This is a genomic window from Rhodococcus sp. BUPNP1, assembly GCF_002215235.1.
Classification (GTDB): domain Bacteria; phylum Actinomycetota; class Actinomycetes; order Mycobacteriales; family Mycobacteriaceae; genus Rhodococcus.
Genome location: NZ_NERM01000005.1, coordinates 161,335 through 177,751 on the forward strand (window position 1 = coordinate 161,335; position 16,417 = coordinate 177,751).

Consider the following 16,417-nt stretch of genomic DNA (forward strand, 5'->3'; position numbering starts at 1 on the left):
AGGAGTTCTCCCGTGGCACCACCGAATCTGACCCGCGAGCAGGCCGCCGAACGGGCCGCGATCCTGTCCGTCGACAACTACAGCATCGAACTGGATCTCACCGACGGTGCCGGCGCGCCGGGCACCACGACCTTCCGGTCGGTGACCACCGTGCGATTCGACGCGACCGCGGGCGCCTCGACGTTCATCGACCTCATCGCGAAGACCGTGCACTCGGCGACCCTCAACGGCGAACCCGTCGACGTGTCCGGATACTCCGAGGAGACCGGCATCGCCCTCACCGGGCTCGCCGCCCACAACGAACTCGTCGTCGACGCCGACTGCCTGTACACGAACACCGGCGAGGGCCTGCACCGGTTCGTCGACCCCACCGACGACGCGGTGTACCTGTACTCGCAGTTCGAAACGGCCGACGCCAAGCGGATGTTCGCGTGCTTCGACCAGCCCGATCTCAAGGCCACCTTCGACCTGAAGGTCACCGCGCCGCAGGACTGGGCCGTGATCTCCAACGCCGACACCGTGCAGACCGCGGCCGCGCAGCCGGGTCTGCACATCTTCCGCACCACCCCGCGGATGAGCACCTATCTCGTCGCGCTCATCGCCGGTCCGTACGCGGTGTGGTCCGACGAGTACACCGACGAGCACGGCACGATCCCGCTGCGCATCTTCTGCCGAGCGTCGCTCGCGGAGTACATGGACGCCGACCGGCTGTTCACCGAGACCAAGCAGGGCTTCGGCTTCTACCACGCCAACTTCGGGATCCCCTACGCCTTCGGCAAGTACGACCAGCTGTTCGTGCCCGAATTCAACGCCGGGGCGATGGAGAACGCGGGCGCGGTGACCTTCCTGGAGGACTACGTCTTCCGCTCCAAGGTCACCCGCTACTCCTACGAGCGCCGCGCCGAGACCGTCCTGCACGAGATGGCACACATGTGGTTCGGCGACCTCGTCACCATGCGCTGGTGGGACGACCTGTGGCTCAACGAGTCGTTCGCGACGTTCGCGTCGGTTCTGTGCCAGGCCTCGGCCACCGAGTACACCAACGCGTGGACGACCTTCGCGAACGTCGAGAAGTCGTGGGCCTACCGGCAGGACCAGCTGCCGTCGACGCACCCCATCGCCGCCGACATCCCCGACCTCGCCGCGGTCGAGGTCAACTTCGACGGCATCACCTACGCCAAGGGCGCGTCGGTGCTCAAGCAGCTCGTCGCCTATGTCGGGCAGGAGCCCTTCCTCGCCGGTCTGCGCGAGTACTTCCGCGACCACGCCTACGGCAACGCCACCTTCGACGACCTGCTCGCCGCGCTGGAGAAGTCCTCCGGCCGCGACCTGTCGGACTGGGGCGCCCAGTGGCTCAAAACCACCGGTCTGAACATCCTCCGACCGGACTTCGAGGTCGACGACCAGGGACGCTTCACGCGTTTCGCGGTGGTGCAGGAAGGTGCCCAGCCCGGCGCCGGGGAGTTCCGCGTGCACCGCCTCGCGATCGGTGTGTACGACGACGACGGCTCCGGCAAGCTCGTCCGCACGCACCGCGTGGAGATCGACGTCGACGCCGCCGAGCGCACCGAGGTGCCCGATCTGGTGGGTGTGCCGCGCGGCGCGTTCGTCCTCGTCAACGACGACGACCTGACGTACTGCTCGGTGCGTCTCGACGAGGAGTCGCTCGCGACCGTCATCGACCGGGTCGGCGACATCGCCGAGTCGCTGCCGCGCACCCTGGTGTGGTCGGCGGCGTGGGAGATGACCCGTCAGGCCGAGATGAAGGCGCGCGATTTCGTCGCCCTCGTGCAGCGCGGCATCGCCGCCGAGACCGAGGTCGGTGTCGTCCAGCGTCTGCTCATGCAGGCGCACACCGCGCTGGAGAGCTACGCCGACCCCTCCTGGGCCGCGGAGCACGGCCGGGCGGACTTCGCCAACCGCCTGCTCGAACTCGCCCGCGAGTCCGAGGCGGGCTCCGACCATCAGCTCGCGTTCGTCAACGCGCTGACCACCGCGTACCTGTCGCCCTGGCACACCGAGGTGCTCGAGGAGCTGCTGGGCGCGGATCCGGCGACGGTCGGCCTGCCCGGGCTGACGGTCGACACCGATCTGCGCTGGCGGATCGTCCAGGCGCTCGCCGCAGCGGGTGAGGTCGACGCCGAGGGCGTGGAGTCGCCGTTCATCGACGCGGAGGCCGAACGCGACCCGACGGCCGCGGGTGCCCGCCAGGCGGCAGCCGCCCGCGCGGCGCGTCCGCAGGAGGCCGTCAAGGAACAGGTGTGGCAGACGGTCGTGCACGACGACAGCGTCCCGAACATCACGGCGCGCGCCGTGATCGGCGGTTTCGCCCCGGCCGGTCAGGGCGAACTGCTCGAGCCGTACGTCGCGCGGTACTTCGCGGAGGTGCCGGGAGTGTGGGAGCGTCGTTCGAGCGAGGTCGCGCAGACCGTCGTGATCGGGCTCTACCCGTCGTGGTCGATCAGTGAGCAGTCGGTGGCGGCGGCCGACGAGTTCCTCGCCGGCGACCATCCGCCGGCCCTGCGCCGGCTCGTCGTCGAGGGTCGTGCCGGGGTCGTGCGCTCGTTGAAGGCACGCGCGTTCGACGCGTCCTGACGCACCGCCCACACGAGACGCCTGTGGCCCGCTGCCTCTCCTACGCGGAGCGGCAGCGGGCCACAGATGGTCGTGGGCTCCGTATCAGGGAGCGACCATGGCGTTCGCGATGACGCGGACGGCACTGGTGATGCCGTCGAGCAGATTCCCCTGACCGAAGGACGACACGGCCGCAGTGATGCCGAGCTGCAGCACCCGGTCGGTGGCGCGGTCGGCGGCGGTGCGACCCGAGCGGACCTCGATGCTCCGCTGGTTCGGGAAGACGGCGACGAGGACCGAGTTGTCGGCGTCCGGCGTCGTCGGCAGCAGGGCGTCGGTCGCTGCGGCCGGATTCACGTCGTCACCGATGTAGACGGTGAACCGCACGTTGGTGATCCGCGTCGCGTGGGTGAGCGTGTCGTCGAGGGTGATGAGGTCGCGGTCCTTGAACGGCGCACCCGTGAAGGCCTGACCGAGACCGCGCACGGCGGAGATGCGTCCGCTCGCGGTGAGTGCCGCACCGTGCGGCAGGTTCTCCGGCGCGACGGCCGGACGCTGGATCACGTCACCACTTGCCACTTGCGGTACCTCCGATCAGCTCCGCCGAGGTCAGAGCGGCATGACCGTGACCATGATGCGGGTATTTCCAGGGATGGGTCGATTCGTCGGTCGCGGTCCACAGGAGCGGTCCGTGCTCCCATTTCCGGTCGAGCGTGTACGGGTCGTCCGACGGCGTGGAGCCCGGGTACTTGCTCATGACGAAGGACAGCCCACCGAAGACCAAGACGATCAGCAGCGGGATGCCGACGAAGATCAGGGTTGTCTCGAGAATGCTCACAGCCAAACGTTAGCCCAGCCGGGCCCGAAAGGCCTCATACGCCCCGGAGAACGGCCCGATCAGGCCGCGCCCTCCCCCAGATAGGGCAGCCAGGTGGGGTGCAATTCGGGCAGGGTCGCGAGCAGGCGCCAGTGCCGGCCCTTGGGCGGATTCGGCACCACACGCAGGGTCCATCCGAGTTCGGTGAGCAGCTTGTCGGCCTTGCGGTGGTTGCACGGCGCGCAGCACGCGACGCAGTTCTCCCAGGTGTGCTCGCCGCCGCGGCTGCGCGGCACGACGTGGTCGATCGTCTCGGCCTTGCCCCCGCAGTAGGCGCACCGGTTCCGGTCGCGGTGCATGAGCGCGGCCCGGGTGAGCGGCACCCGCGCGTGATACGGAACGCGCACGTAGTTGCGCAGACGGATCACGGACGGCAGTTGCACGGACCATTCGGCCGACCGCACGAGCGGGGCGAGCGGATCGTCGTGCACGGTATCGGCCTTGCCCCCGGCCATCAGGACCACGGCCCTGCGGGCGGGCAGGGCGGTGAGCGGCTCGTAGGTGGCGTTGAGCAGCAACACTCGACGTTTCAACCAGTCGGGTACCGTCGCGGTGCTGTCGTGCACCACGCGCAGTGTGGTAGCCCCCGGCACCCCTGCAGGGGCGTCCGCGGGCGGGAGTTGTCGATGCGAGCTGCTGCTGTGCTTCATACGACCTCCGAAAAGACTGGGAACAGTGGACCACGGATGCTCACGAATCGCACCCGAAATCAGCGGACCGGTCCAGGTCGGGCCGGTGAACATCCGGTGACGGTCCCGCCCGGCACGGCTCGTCGGGCGGTGTGCCGTCGGGAGCGGGCACAATGGACGGTCGAGAGGGACGGTGAACGAATACAGATGAGTGACGAGCAGACCTTCTACGAGGCGGTCGGTGGCGCCGAGACGTTCCGCCGGCTCACTGCACGGTTCTACGAGGAGATCGCACGGGACGAGATCGTCCGGCCCCTGTATCCCGAGGAGGATCTCGGTCCGGCCGAACGGCGCATGCGGATGTTCCTGGAGCAGTACTGGGGCGGCCCGCGCACCTACTCCGAGGAGCGGGGGCACCCGCGGCTGCGCATGCGTCATCATCCCTTCCGGATCGGGCCGCTCGAGCGCGACGCCTGGCTGCGGTGCATGCACACCGCGATCGCGTCGATCGACGAGAAGACGCTCGACGACGAGCACCGCCGGCAGCTCGTCGACTACATGAACATGGCGGCCGACTCGATGATGAATTCCCCCATCTAGGGGTCGGCGTGTCCGGGGTCAGCGGCCCAGCATCCGGCGCAGGCGGTCCTCCACCTTCTGGGTGAACCGCGCCATCGGAGACAGATGACGTCGCAGGACGGCGTGCTTGCGCACGTATTCGGGGACCTCCCACAGCGCGGTGGTACCGGCACGGAAGAGCGCCGCGTCCCCGGCTCGCAAGGTGCGTGGTTCGGAGTCGGCGGACGAGACGATGACCGAGCCCTCCACGATGTGGACGATCTCGTCGACGCCGAAATGCCAGTCGAAGCGACCGGCCGTGCAGTCCCATACGTGTGTGGTGGTGGTGCGGTCGACGCTGGTCGCCCACTGACCGCTGCGTGCCACGGGAGCACCCTCGTGAATCCACGCAGGGTTGATCGGGTCGTCGCGCAACTCCACGTCGTCCAGCCGGACCGCGACGATCGATGTCGTATTCATGCCGTTCGTCCTATCATGCGGCCAGGTCCCGACGGAACGGTCGCGGGCACCGTTCGCCCTGCCTTTCGCCCTGTCGTCTGACACGATGACTCCCGTGGCCCACCCCGCAGCACCGACCTCCGGACGAGGCGACCCGACGGCGCCGTGGTGGCGCGACGCGGTCTTCTACCAGGTCTATCCCCGCTCGTTCGTCGACGCGAACGGTGACGGCATCGGCGACCTCGCGGGTGTGCGCAGCCGCCTCGGCTACCTCGAACTGCTCGGTGTCGACGCGATCTGGCTCAACCCGGTGATGCGTTCACCGATGGCCGATCACGGCTACGACGTCTCCGACCCCCGCGACATCGACCCACTGTTCGGCAACATCGCCGATCTCGAAGCGCTGGTCACCGACGCCCACGCGCGCGGCATCCGGGTGGTGATGGACCTCGTGCCGAACCACGTCAGCGTCGAGCACCGCTGGTTCCGGGCCGCGCTCGAAGCCGGGCCGGGCAGCCGTGAACGCCGGCGCTTCCACTTCCGCGACGGGCGCGGACCGGACGGCAGCGCGCCACCGAACAACTGGCCGAGCGTCTTCGGCGGGCCCGCCTGGACCCGCATCACCGAACCCGACGGCACGCCGGGCCAGTGGTATCTGCACGTCTTCGCTCCCGGGCAGCCCGATCTGAACTGGGACGACGAGGTGGTCGTCGAGGATCTCGACAAGACCCTGCGGTTCTGGCTGGACCGGGGTGTGGACGGTTTCCGCATCGACGTGGCGCACGGCATGGCCAAGCCCGCGGACCTTCCCGACCACGACGGATGGGAGACGAACGAACTGCTCGGGCACTCCCCTGCCGACCCGCGGTTCAACAATCCCGAGGTGCACGACATCCACCGTCGCATCCGGCGGGTCTTCGACGAGTACCCCGACTCGGTGGCGATCGGTGAGATCTGGGTCGACGACCACGAGAGGTTCGCCGAGTATCTCCGCCCGGACGAACTCCACCTCGCCTTCGACTTCCACCTGACCCTGTCGGACTGGGACGCCGACGCCGTCCGCGACGCGATCGAGAAGGGCCTGGCCTCGGTGACGTCGGTGCAGGCCTCACCGACGTGGACGCTGTCGAACCACGACGTCGACCGCGAGGTCACGCGATACGGCGGCGGTGAGGTCGGGCTCGCCCGGGCACGCGCGATGATCCTCGTCGCCCTCGCGCTCCCGGGAGCGGTGTTCGTCTACAACGGCGCCGAACTGGGGTTGCCGAACGTCGACCTGCCCGACGAGGTGCTGCAGGACCCTGTCTGGGAGCGGTCCGGCCACACCGAACGCGGACGCGACGGATGCCGCGTGCCGCTGCCGTGGGAGGGCGGGGCGCCGCCCTTCGGATTCACTTCCGCCGGGTCGTCGTGGCTGCCGCAGCCCCCGGAGTGGTCGGCCCTGACCGTCGAGAAGCAACTCGAGGATGCGGGCTCGACGCTCTCGCTGTACCGGAGGGCGATCGAGATCCGCACGGAGCGAAGGCGACCGATCAGCACGGAGCGAAGGCCATCCGAGGGCAGCGGCGGGATCGGCTGGTACGGAAGTCCGGCCGGGTGCCTGGCGTTCCGCCGTCCCGACGGCCTGACCTGTGTGCTCAATGCCGGCGACGTCGCTGTCGATCTGCCTCCCGGTGAGGTGCTGCTCGCGAGTGCGCCGCTCACCGGACACGTACTGCCACCGGACACCGCCGCGTGGCTGGCGTGAGACCTCGTCAGAGGACGCTCAGACCGAGCCCACCGCCGCGGCGCAGGTAGACCGAGCCGAAGCGGGCGTCGAGGCGCACCCAGGTGGCGTGCGCCCGGACCCGCACCACCTCTGCGGGATCGATGCCCGTCGAGTCGACGCTGTCGCGACCGGCACCGGGCACGAAGCCCATCGCACCGAGCGCGAACACCATGCGCATCGGCACCCCCACGGTCGTTCCGGCGCCGCTCACCTCGAGAACCTCCTGGGCGAGCAACGACGCCGGTGGCCCCTGCGCACCGTGCTCGCGGGTGAGGGCGACGCCGCGTTGCGCGAGTTCGACGAGGATCCGCGCCGGCACGTCGTCGACGTGGACGTAGCCGTCGTCGGGCGGAAGTGCGCCGCGCCAGGCGGAATCCATCGCCCAGCCCGGGTCGACCTCGGTGCGCGGTTCGGCCCCGGCGAGGAGCACGGCCCGCAGCGATTCGGCGGCCACGCAGGTGTCGGCCGGAGCCACGGTTCCGCGGACGACGCGTCCGGCGAGCACCTCGAAACCGGTGCGCGTCCAGACGCCGAGCAGTCCGTCGCCGCGGCGGCGCAACCGCACCACGGCGGCCTCGTCGAGACGCGCGGCCCGGGCCAGGAATGCGGCGAGGTCGACGCTGTCGTCGGGGCCGGCGAGCGTCAGGAGGCGCTCTGCGTGTCGGATCCGGTCGTCGGTCACGTCGGCCTCGTCAATTGCGCTGCCACTGACGCAGGAACTCGCGTTCGTCGTCGCTGAGCCGGCGCAGGCGCTGGGTCTCGATGTCGAACGCCGCGATCTGGGTGGACGCGACCACTGCCGGCGCCGAGTCGACCGGGGCACCGCCCGGTCGCACCTCGTAGCCGATCGTGAAGTCGACGGCCCGCACCTTCTCGGTCCACATCAGCACGTCGAGCGGGCCGTCGTCGTGACGCAACTGCCCGCGATAGCGGACGTGGAGATCGGCGATGACAGCGCCTTCGCGCAGGTCGCGGGTGGGGCGACCGTCGGCGAACAGCCACGGGATCCGTGCTTCTTCGAGGAGCGTGACCATCCGCGCGTGGTTGATGTGCTGGAAGACGTCCATGTCGGACCACCGCACCATCACCTCGGTGTGGAAACCGAACTGTTCGCCCGCACCGCTCACTCGTTACCTCCGATCGGATGCGCCTGTGCGCACCATGCCCCTGATCTGTCGTGCCGCCACCGACAAGGTGGCGAGGTCCAGACTTCCAGACGCGAAGATCTCGTCGAGCGCCGCCCTCGCACGGACGAGCTTGGATCCGTTGGACGACTCCCAGTCCTCGATCATCTCCTCGGTCGATTCCCCGGGTTCGGCGCCGGCGAGCACGTCGAGGACGAGCGAACGCAACGAGCCGTACAGGTCGTCGCGCAGCGCGAGTCGCGCCAGCGAATGCCAGCGGTCGCCCCGCTCCAGCCCGGAGACCGCCGTGAGCAGGCGGTCGACACCGAGGCGCGCGTCGAGGGCGTAGTAGAGGTCGGCGACCTCCGCTTCGTCGCGTTGTTCGATGTCGGCGATGTCGATGACGTCGAGCAGCGGGAACTGGTCGAGGAGCCGGAAGACGACGCCGGTCAGCTCCTCCGGTGCTCCCCGCTCGAGGAGCGGGCGGGTGCGGCGCACGAAGTCCTCGGCGTGGTGCCCGCGCATCCAGTCCGCGACCCGCGGGGCGAGACGCGCGAAGGCGTCGCGGTAGCGGCTGATCTCGGCGCCGACCGCGAGGGGCTGCGGCCGTGTGGCGAGGAGCCGGCGCGACGCCCGGTCGAGCACGCGGCGGGATTCGAGCAACAGGTCGTCCTCGATGTCGACGGGCAGCCCGGCGGCCCGGATCTCGTCCCACAGGGCCGGCAACCCGAAGATGGTGGTGACGGCGGCGTAGGCGCGGATGGCGTCGGTCGCCGTCGCCCCGGCCTCCTCGGCGAGCCGGTAGACGTAGGTGGGGCCACCGTTGTCGACGGTGGTGTTGGCCAGCATGGTCGCGACGATCTGCCGGCGCAGCGGATGCGCCCGGATCCCGGCCCGGAACCGCTCGCGCAGAGCGGACGGGAAGTAGGCGGGCAGGATCGCCGCGAAGGTCTCGCTGTCGGGCAGGTCCGTGGCGAGCAGGTCGTCGACGAGGGCGAGCTTGACGTGGGCGAGGAGCTGTGACAGTTCGGGCGACGTCAGCCCCTCCCCCGCCGCTTCGCGACGGTCGAACTCGGCCTCGTCGGGCAGGGCCTCGAGGTCGCGGTCGAGTCCGCGATCGAGTTCGAGGGCCGCGAGCAGCCGACGGTGCACCCCCAGCAGGGACGGCGCGACGGCCCGTTCGAGGCCGAGCACCGCGTTCTGCGAGATGTTGTCGGCCAGAACGAGTTCGGCGACGTCGTCGGTCATCGACGCGAGCAGCGGATTGCGGTCCTCCTCCGCGAGCTCACCGGCGGTCACCATGGCATCGAGGAGGATCTTGATGTTGACTTCGTGGTCGGAGCTGTCGACACCGGCCGAGTTGTCGATCGCGTCGGTGTTGATCTTCCCGCCGGCGCGGGCGAACTCGATGCGGCCGCGTTGCGTGACACCGAGATTGCCGCCCTCGCCGACGACCCGGGCGCGCAGTTCCCGCCCGTCGACGCGCACGCCGTCGTTGCTCTTGTCCCCCACGTCCGCATGGGTTTCCGTCGACGCCTTCACGTAGGTGCCGACACCGCCGTTCCACAGCAGGTCGACGGGTGCGCGCAGGATCGCGCGGATCAGTTCGGGCGGTGGGAGTTCCGTGACCTCGTCGGGCAGGTCGAGCACGGCACGCACCTCGGGACCGACGGGCACCGACTTGGCCGTCCGGTCCCACACCCCGCCCCCGGCCGCGATCAGCTCTGCCGAGTAGTCCTTCCACGACGACCGCGGCAGTTCGAACAGCCGGCGCCGCTCCTCGAACGACCGCTCCGGATCGGGATCGGGATCGAGGAAGATGTGCCGATGGTCGAAGGCCGCGACGAGCCTGATGTGCCGGCTCAGTAGCATGCCGTTGCCGAAGACGTCACCGCTCATGTCCCCGATGCCGACCACGGTGAAATCGTCCGTCTGCGGGTCGGATCCGAGTTCGCGGAAGTGCCGCCGGACGCTCTCCCACGCACCGCGCGCGGTGATGCCCATCTCCTTGTGGTCGTAGCCGGCGGAACCACCGGAGGCGAAGGCATCGCCGAGCCAGTAGCCGTATTCCGCCGCAACGGAATTCGCGAGGTCGGAGAACGAGGCGGTGCCCTTGTCCGCGGCCACCACGAGATACGGGTCGTCGCTGTCGTGACGCACGACCCGCTGCGGCGGGACCGTCTCGTTACGGGCGGCGTCGAGGTTGTCGGTGATATCGAGTAGACCGGCGATGAAGCACCGGTAGCACCGTTCGCCACGCTCGCGGACGGCACGACGATCCGCCTCGGCGTCGCCGGTCGGACGGGGCGAGTGCTTGACGACGAAGCCGCCCTTCGCCCCCACGGGCACGATCACCGCGTTCTTCACTGCCTGCGCCTTGACCAGGCCGAGCACCTCGGTGCGGAAGTCCTCCCGGCGGTCCGACCAGCGCAGGCCGCCGCGGGCGACGGGACCGAACCGCATGTGGACGCCCTCGACGGCCGGGGCGTAGACGAACACCTCGAAAGCCGGTCGCGGTTGGGGTAATTCGGCGATCCGCCGCGGCTCGAACTTGAGCGACAACGCCCGGCCGTCCGGACGTTCGTGCCCGATTCCGCCGGCCACGTGGAAGTTGGTGCGCAGGGTGGCACGGATCAAGGAGAACAGCCCCCGCAGGATGCGGTCGGTGGCCAGTGCGGTCACCTCCGCGATCGTCGTCGTGAGTTCCTCGGCGATCTGCTGTTCGCGTTCGGCCGATGCGTTCTCCGGATCGAACCGGGACTCGAACAGCCCGACGAGCAGGGCCGCGGTGCGCGGGGCACCGAGCAGCACCCCTTCGATGTTGTACTGGCTGTACGGGAATTCGGTCTGGCGCAGGTACTTCGCGTAGGCCCGGAGTAGCACGACCTGATTCCAGGTGAGCCCGGCGCGCAGCACGAGCTGGTTGAACCGGTCGGTCTCGACCGCCCCCCGCCATGCCACGGTGAAGGTGTCGGTGAGTCGACCCGCCAGCGTCGGGTCGGTCTCGACGATGTCGGGCTCGATGTCCTCGGGCAGGCAGAGCCCGAAATCGTAGATCCAGCAGTCTATTCCGTCCGATCGCGGCAGCCGGTAGGGCCGCTCGTCGACGACCTCCACACCGAGGCTCTGCAACACCGGGAGGATCCGGCCGAGGGTGACCGTCTCGTCCGCGACGTACAGGGTGAAGCGCAAGGACAACGGGTCGTCGGAGCCCGGGCGGTACAGGTGCGTGTCGAGATCACCGGAGTCGAGGGCTTCCAGACGCCGCAGGTCGTCCAGGGCGCGTTCGGAGCCGAAGTCCTCCTTGTACGCCTCGGGCACGACCTCCGCGTACCGCTGCACCAGCAACGGGTCGAGATCGCCGGTCGCCGCTGCCACCTCCCCGAGCCGATCGGCCCAGTTGCGGGTCACCTCCGCGAGCATCGCCTGGATCCGCAGGCGGTTGTCCTCGGAGGTGTCGACCTCGCGACGGGCGCGCCCGGAGAACCGGATCGTCACGTGCAGCAACGCGAGGTCACGTTCGGAGACCCGCGCGGTGTAGTCGAGTACGCCGCCGCCGAACTCGCGCAGCAGGATGTCCTGGATCGCGACGCGCACCTTCGTCGTGTAGCGGTCGCGCGGCAGGTAGACCAGGCACGAGATGTACCGGCCGTAGGTGTCGACGCGGACGAACAACCGCACCTGCCGGCGGATGTCGACGACCGCCGTGACGGTCTCGTAGAGGGTGTCGGTGTCCATGGAGAACAGTTCCGCGCGGGGCACCGTCTGCATGATCTCGAGCATCGCCTGACCGCTGTAGGACGACAGCTCGACCCGCGCCCGCGCGACGACCTCCCGCACCCGGCGCGACACCACGGGGATGTCGAGGATGTTCTCGTGCAGAGCGGTCACCGTGAGCACACCGAGGAAACGGTCCTCCCCGACGACCGCGCCGTCGGCGTCGAGTCGGGCGACGCCGACGAAGTACGGATAGACGGACCGATGCACGGTGGCGGGAAGCGCGCCCTGGGTGAGCACGAGCAGCGGACGGTGACCCGTGCCGACCTCACCGGGCAGGTCGAGGGGGTCCGCGACCGAGGCATCCGTGCGCAGCACTCCCCTGCCGCTGCCGGGCACGGGCATCGCGCGCACGTTGTCGTCGCCGCCGTCGGGCACGAAGTCGTAGCGGCGGTAGCCGAGGAGGGTGAAGTTCCCGCCGCTCAACCACCGCAGCAGTTCGGCGGTCTCGGTGAGCTGGTCGGCCGTGTACTGCGCGGGCGGGTGGGCGGCCAGGCCGTCGAGTGCGTCCGCGATGTCGCGCTGCAGGGCGTGCATCTCGCCGGAGTCCGACGCCACCTGCCGCACATCGGAGAGCACGCGCCGCAGTCCGTGATCGATCTCCTCCACCGACTCGTCGTCGACGGGCCCGCGCAACTCGATGTGCATCCACGATTCGGCGACTCCACCCGAGGCCCGTCCGCCTTCGTCGGCCAGGCGCTCGAGATCGCCTTCGGCGGTGCGACGCACCGACAGGACGGGGTGGATGACCGTCCCCACCGAGACACCCAACCGGGAGAGCAGTGCCAGCACCGATTCGACGAGCAGCGGCATGTCGTCGGTGACGATCTGCACGGCGACACCCATACCCTCGGTGCGGCGCACACCGACGACAGCAGTGTCCGGCGCGCGGCGACGACCGAGGCGGACGTGCTCGAACGCGGCTGTGCCGTGGTCGGTGGTGAACTCTCCGGAGCTCCGGTAGATCCGCTCGAGGACTGCCTCGGGGGAGTCATCGCTGCCTGTTGGATTTGCCTGCGCCACAGCCGGATCGGCCATCGACACCCCTCCTGCTCTGTCGGGCGGATACACCGCGCGCCGCGGACGGACTCGTGATCGAGCCTATCCGCGGCGCGCAGTCGGGGGGTCGGAACCGGCGGGTCGGGTGACCGGCTCAGCCGGCCGACACGCCGTACCGGCTCAGCCGGTGGGCGTGACGGCGCGGTGCCGGTCGAGCACCGCGCGCACCTCGTCGGTCAGCGGCCGGGACGTGTCGGTCTCGGGATCGAAGCCGACGAGCACGGTGTCGGCGACGGCACACACCATGCCTTCCCGGTCGAGGATCGTCTGACGCACGGTGAACGAGCTCGTGCCGATACGCAGCACCGTCGTCTCGACCTCGATCGGCGCCGACGAGTCCTTGAGCGGCCGCAGGAACTCGACGTCCATCTTCCGGACCACGACGGCGTCGCGTGCCGGCAGCACGCTCCGGAAGAACTTGATGCGCCCTTCCTGCAGGTACTCCACGACCTTGGCGTTGTTGACGTGTCCGAGCCGGTCGGAGTCGCCCCAGCGCACCTCGATCGGGCACCGGTAGGGCCGGTGGCCGTTGCGCTCAGTCACGCGTGAGTTTCCGGTGCGTGACGCGGTGCGGACGTGCCGCATCGGCTCCGAGACGCTCGACCTTGTTCGCCTCGTAGGCCTCGAAGTTGCCCTCGAACCAGAACCACTTGCCCTCTTCGACGTTGCCCTCCCACGCCAGGATGTGGGTACAGGTGCGGTCGAGGAACCAGCGGTCGTGGGAGATCACGACGGCGCAGCCCGGGAACTGCTGCAGGGCGTTCTCGAGCGACGACAGGGTCTCGACGTCGAGGTCGTTGGTCGGCTCGTCGAGGAGGATCAGGTTGCCGCCCTCCTTGAGCGTGAGCGCGAGGTTCAGGCGGTTGCGCTCACCACCGGAGAGCACACCGGCCGGCTTCTGCTGGTCGGGGCCCTTGAACCCGAACGCGCTCACGTACGCACGCGACGGCATCTCGTTCTGTCCGACCTCGATGAAGTCGAGACCGTCGGAGACCACCTCGAAGACCGTCTTCTTCGGATCGATGTTCGCGCGATTCTGGTCGACGTAGCTCAGCTTGACCGTGTCGCCCACCTTGACGGTGCCGCTGTCCGGCTCCTCGAGACCGACGATGGTCTTGAACAGCGTGGTCTTGCCGACGCCGTTGGGGCCGATGACACCGACGATGCCGTTGCGCGGCAGCGTGAACGACAGATCCTTGATCAGGACGCGGCCGTCGAATCCCTTGTCGAGGTGCTCGACCTCGACGACGACGTTGCCCAGACGCGGCGGCGTCGGGATCTGGATCTCCTCGAAGTCGAGCTTGCGGTACTTCTCGGCCTCGGCTGCCATCTCCTCGTAGCGGGCCAGACGCGCCTTGTTCTTCGTCTGCCGGGCCTTGGCGCCGGAGCGGACCCACTCGAGCTCCTCGCGGAGCCGCTTCTGCAGCTTCTGGTCCTTCTTGCCCTGGACCTCGAGACGCTCGGCCTTCTTCTCCAGGTAGGTGGAGTAGTTGCCCTCGTAGGGGTGCAGCTTGCCGCGGTCGACCTCGCAGATCCACTGCGCGACGTGATCGAGGAAGTACCGGTCGTGGGTGACGGCCAGCACGGCGCCCGGGTAGGACGCGAGGAACTGCTCGAGCCACAGCACCGACTCGGCGTCGAGGTGGTTGGTGGGCTCGTCGAGGAGCAGCAGGTCGGGCTTGCTCAGCAGCAGCTTGCACAGCGCGACACGGCGGCGCTCACCACCGGAGAGATGGGTGACGGGCTCGTCCGGCGGAGGGCAGCGCAGAGCGTCCATGGCCTGCTCGAGCTGCGAGTCGAGATCCCACGCGTTGGCATGGTCGAGCTCCTCCTGGAGCTTGCCCATCTCCTCCATCAGCTCGTCGGAGTAGTCGGTGGCCATGAGCTCGGCGATCTCGTTGAACCGGTCGAGCTTGACCTTGATCTCGCCGAGGCCCTCCTCGACGTTCTCCCGGACCGTCTTCTCCTCGTTGAGGGGCGGCTCCTGCTGGAGGATGCCGACGGTGGCCTCCGGATCGAGGAAGGCCTCGCCGTTGCTGGGCTGATCGAGCCCGGCCATGATCTTGAGAATCGACGACTTGCCCGCGCCGTTGGGTCCGACGACGCCGATCTTCGCGCCGTGGTAGAAGCTCATGGTGACGTCATCGAGGATGACCTTGTCACCGTGCGCCTTGCGCACCTTCTTCATCGTGTAAATGAACTCCGCCATGACCACCAGCGTATCGGTCGACGGTCGATAACCCACATCGTGCGAGCGCGACAGGTGGGGCCGGCGCCGGAGTCCGGCAGGTGCCGGAGCAGTTGCCGGGGTCGCAGCAGCTCCGCTGTCGGGGTCGCAACAGCGCAGCTGTCACGGTCGCAACAGCGCAGCTGTCATGGTCGCAGTAGCTCCGCGACGAAGCCCGTGGTGTCGGGCAGCGACGCGAACATCGTCTCCGAATGCCCCGTCGGATACGTCCTGAACTGCGCGTTCGCACCACCGGCCCACAGATCCGCGATCAGCTTGAACGCGAGCGGCGCGGGCACCGTCGTGTCGCGCAGGCCCTGGGCGAGGAACAGCGGCCGGTCGTATCCGGCGGTCGGCACGGCGAGGTAGTCGGTGAACGCCGCACGGAACCCGTCGTCGTCCAGCGGTCGGGCGAGGACCTCACCGACGCCGACCTCGCCGTACCGGTCGATCAGGTCGTCGTAGCAGAGGTGTTCGGCGGCGTCGACGATCTCCCGGCCGAGGGGCGTGAGGTATCCGTCGAGGTCCAGGGCCGGATCGGCGTCGCGCAGGCCCGCGAAGATGTAGGCGGCGAAGGCGGTGAGTCCGTCGAGGCCGAGATCGGGGAAGCCCGGGAATCCGAGCGGGAACAGGTACTCGAGGTTGGACGGGGCGCCGGTCGTGAGCGTCCCGCGGAAGTCCAGTTCGGGTGCGCGGGTGGTCGCCGCGTGCGCGGTGTGCAGACCGGTGTGCCCACCCTGCGACTGGCCGATCACGACCCAGCGGTCGGACAGCGACGGTTCGACGGCGCGTCCTGCCCGCACGATGTCGATGACGCTGTTCGCGGCGCTCTGCCCGTCCAGATAGCGGTGCAGTCCGTCCGACCCGAGACCCGGATAGTCGGCCGCCACGACGGCGTAACCCTGCCCGAGCCAGTGGTCGAGATAGGCGGTGTCGCGCGGTGTGCGCGGCAACCGCGAGGGTGCGCACGAGTCGTCGAGGCCGACGGTGCCGTGCGCCCACGCGACGACGGGCCACCCTCCCTCGGGAGGCGTGCCGTGGGGAAGGAACAATGCCCCGGTCGCGGTGATGGGAGCGCCGCTGCGCCACTGCGTCGTGTAGGCCAGGGTCCGCGCCGAGGACGCGCCGGGCAGCGACAGCCCGGGCTCGAGCGGAGCGACATCGACGACGGTCCCCGGCGTCGGACTCGCATGCACCGCGGGAGGTGCGAGGAGTGGCGTCAGCAGTGCCAGGGCACAGGTGAGCAGCAGGGCCGGGACACGCGTGGTACGGGTCACGTCGTGGACGATACGGGCCGTGCGGCCGCTACGTCCGCATTCGTCCGATTCGCCGGACCGGGATTGAGTGATCCGCAGGACGGGCACC

Annotated in this window: 13 protein-coding genes; 3 read left to right on the forward strand and 10 right to left on the reverse strand. The window is 69.3% G+C overall.

Features of this window, described 5'->3' with window-relative positions; genetic code table 11:
• The first annotated feature begins 12 nt into the window (after positions 1-12).
• On the forward strand, positions 13-2,595 hold the full coding sequence (gene pepN / locus B9C99_RS07070; protein WP_088897380.1) for an aminopeptidase N: 2,583 nt from the start codon (positions 13-15) through the stop codon (positions 2,593-2,595).
• Between the two features lie 84 nt (positions 2,596-2,679).
• Here pepN and B9C99_RS07075 read toward each other — a convergent pair whose 3' ends face one another.
• The 3 genes from B9C99_RS07075 to B9C99_RS07085 are packed head-to-tail and all read right to left on the reverse strand — an operon-like array spanning position 2,680 to position 4,101.
• Positions 2,680-3,153: a DUF5130 domain-containing protein gene (locus tag B9C99_RS07075; protein WP_088897381.1), complete on the reverse strand. Its 474-nt coding sequence runs from the start codon at positions 3,151-3,153 to the stop codon at positions 2,680-2,682.
• The gene (locus B9C99_RS07080) at positions 3,140-3,412 is read right to left on the reverse strand and encodes a membrane protein (RefSeq protein ID WP_016691850.1); all 273 of its coding nucleotides are present in this window, start codon (positions 3,410-3,412) and stop codon (positions 3,140-3,142) included. Before B9C99_RS07080 ends, B9C99_RS07075 begins: the two co-directional genes overlap by 14 nt.
• Before the next feature lie 59 nt (positions 3,413-3,471).
• On the reverse strand, positions 3,472-4,101 hold the full coding sequence (locus tag B9C99_RS07085) for an HNH endonuclease (RefSeq protein ID WP_080597645.1): 630 nt from the start codon (positions 4,099-4,101) through the stop codon (positions 3,472-3,474).
• Positions 4,102-4,287: 186 nt separating this feature from the next.
• On the opposite strand from B9C99_RS07085, the gene B9C99_RS07090 reads away from it, so the two are divergent.
• A complete protein-coding gene (locus B9C99_RS07090) occupies positions 4,288-4,680 on the forward strand; it encodes a globin (protein ID WP_006551125.1) in 393 nt (130 codons plus the stop codon).
• A gap of 18 nt (positions 4,681-4,698) precedes the next feature.
• On the opposite strand, the gene B9C99_RS07095 is transcribed toward B9C99_RS07090, so the two are convergent.
• Positions 4,699-5,118, reverse strand: a complete 420-nt coding sequence (locus B9C99_RS07095; RefSeq protein WP_088897382.1) for a cupin domain-containing protein — start codon at positions 5,116-5,118, stop codon at positions 4,699-4,701.
• 94 nt (positions 5,119-5,212) lie between these two features.
• Between B9C99_RS07095 and B9C99_RS07100 the strand changes: the two genes are divergently transcribed.
• Positions 5,213-6,844, forward strand: coding sequence for a glycoside hydrolase family 13 protein (locus B9C99_RS07100; RefSeq protein ID WP_253250001.1), 1,632 nt, complete (start codon positions 5,213-5,215; stop codon positions 6,842-6,844).
• Positions 6,845-6,851: 7 nt separating this feature from the next.
• On the opposite strand, the gene B9C99_RS07105 is transcribed toward B9C99_RS07100, so the two are convergent.
• From B9C99_RS07105 to B9C99_RS07130, 6 genes are all read right to left on the reverse strand, one after another.
• Positions 6,852-7,532, reverse strand: coding sequence for a hypothetical protein (locus tag B9C99_RS07105; protein WP_229568305.1), 681 nt, complete (start codon positions 7,530-7,532; stop codon positions 6,852-6,854).
• Between the two features lie 25 nt (positions 7,533-7,557).
• Entirely contained in the window at positions 7,558-7,992 is a 435-nt protein-coding gene (locus tag B9C99_RS07110; RefSeq protein WP_016691845.1) for a thioesterase family protein, read from the reverse strand.
• 3 nt (positions 7,993-7,995) lie between these two features.
• Entirely contained in the window at positions 7,996-12,804 is a 4,809-nt protein-coding gene (locus B9C99_RS07115; RefSeq protein ID WP_088897384.1) for an NAD-glutamate dehydrogenase, read from the reverse strand.
• Between the two features lie 141 nt (positions 12,805-12,945).
• Positions 12,946-13,368, reverse strand: a complete 423-nt coding sequence (locus tag B9C99_RS07120) for a thioesterase family protein (RefSeq protein ID WP_088897385.1) — start codon at positions 13,366-13,368, stop codon at positions 12,946-12,948.
• Entirely contained in the window at positions 13,361-15,034 is a 1,674-nt protein-coding gene (gene ettA / locus B9C99_RS07125) for an energy-dependent translational throttle protein EttA (protein ID WP_026061184.1), read from the reverse strand. The genes B9C99_RS07120 and ettA overlap by 8 nt, the downstream gene beginning before the upstream one ends.
• A 164-nt stretch (positions 15,035-15,198) precedes the next feature.
• The gene (locus B9C99_RS07130) at positions 15,199-16,329 is read right to left on the reverse strand and encodes a lipase family protein (protein ID WP_253250002.1); all 1,131 of its coding nucleotides are present in this window, start codon (positions 16,327-16,329) and stop codon (positions 15,199-15,201) included.
• Positions 16,330-16,417 lie beyond the last annotated feature (88 nt).

What these genes read in the sequence shown, in the direction of transcription:
- B9C99_RS07085 (WP_080597645.1), bottom strand. Translation starts at nt 4,101, where the DNA reads ATGAAGCACAGCAGCAGCTCGCATCGACAACTCCCGCCCGCGGACGCC.
- B9C99_RS07090 (WP_006551125.1), top strand. Translation starts at nt 4,288, where the DNA reads ATGAGTGACGAGCAGACCTTCTACGAGGCGGTCGGTGGCGCCGAGACG.
- B9C99_RS07095 (WP_088897382.1), bottom strand. Translation starts at nt 5,118, where the DNA reads ATGAATACGACATCGATCGTCGCGGTCCGGCTGGACGACGTGGAGTTG.
- B9C99_RS07115 (WP_088897384.1), bottom strand. Translation starts at nt 12,804, where the DNA reads ATGGCCGATCCGGCTGTGGCGCAGGCAAATCCAACAGGCAGCGATGAC.
- ettA (WP_026061184.1), bottom strand. Translation starts at nt 15,034, where the DNA reads ATGGCGGAGTTCATTTACACGATGAAGAAGGTGCGCAAGGCGCACGGT.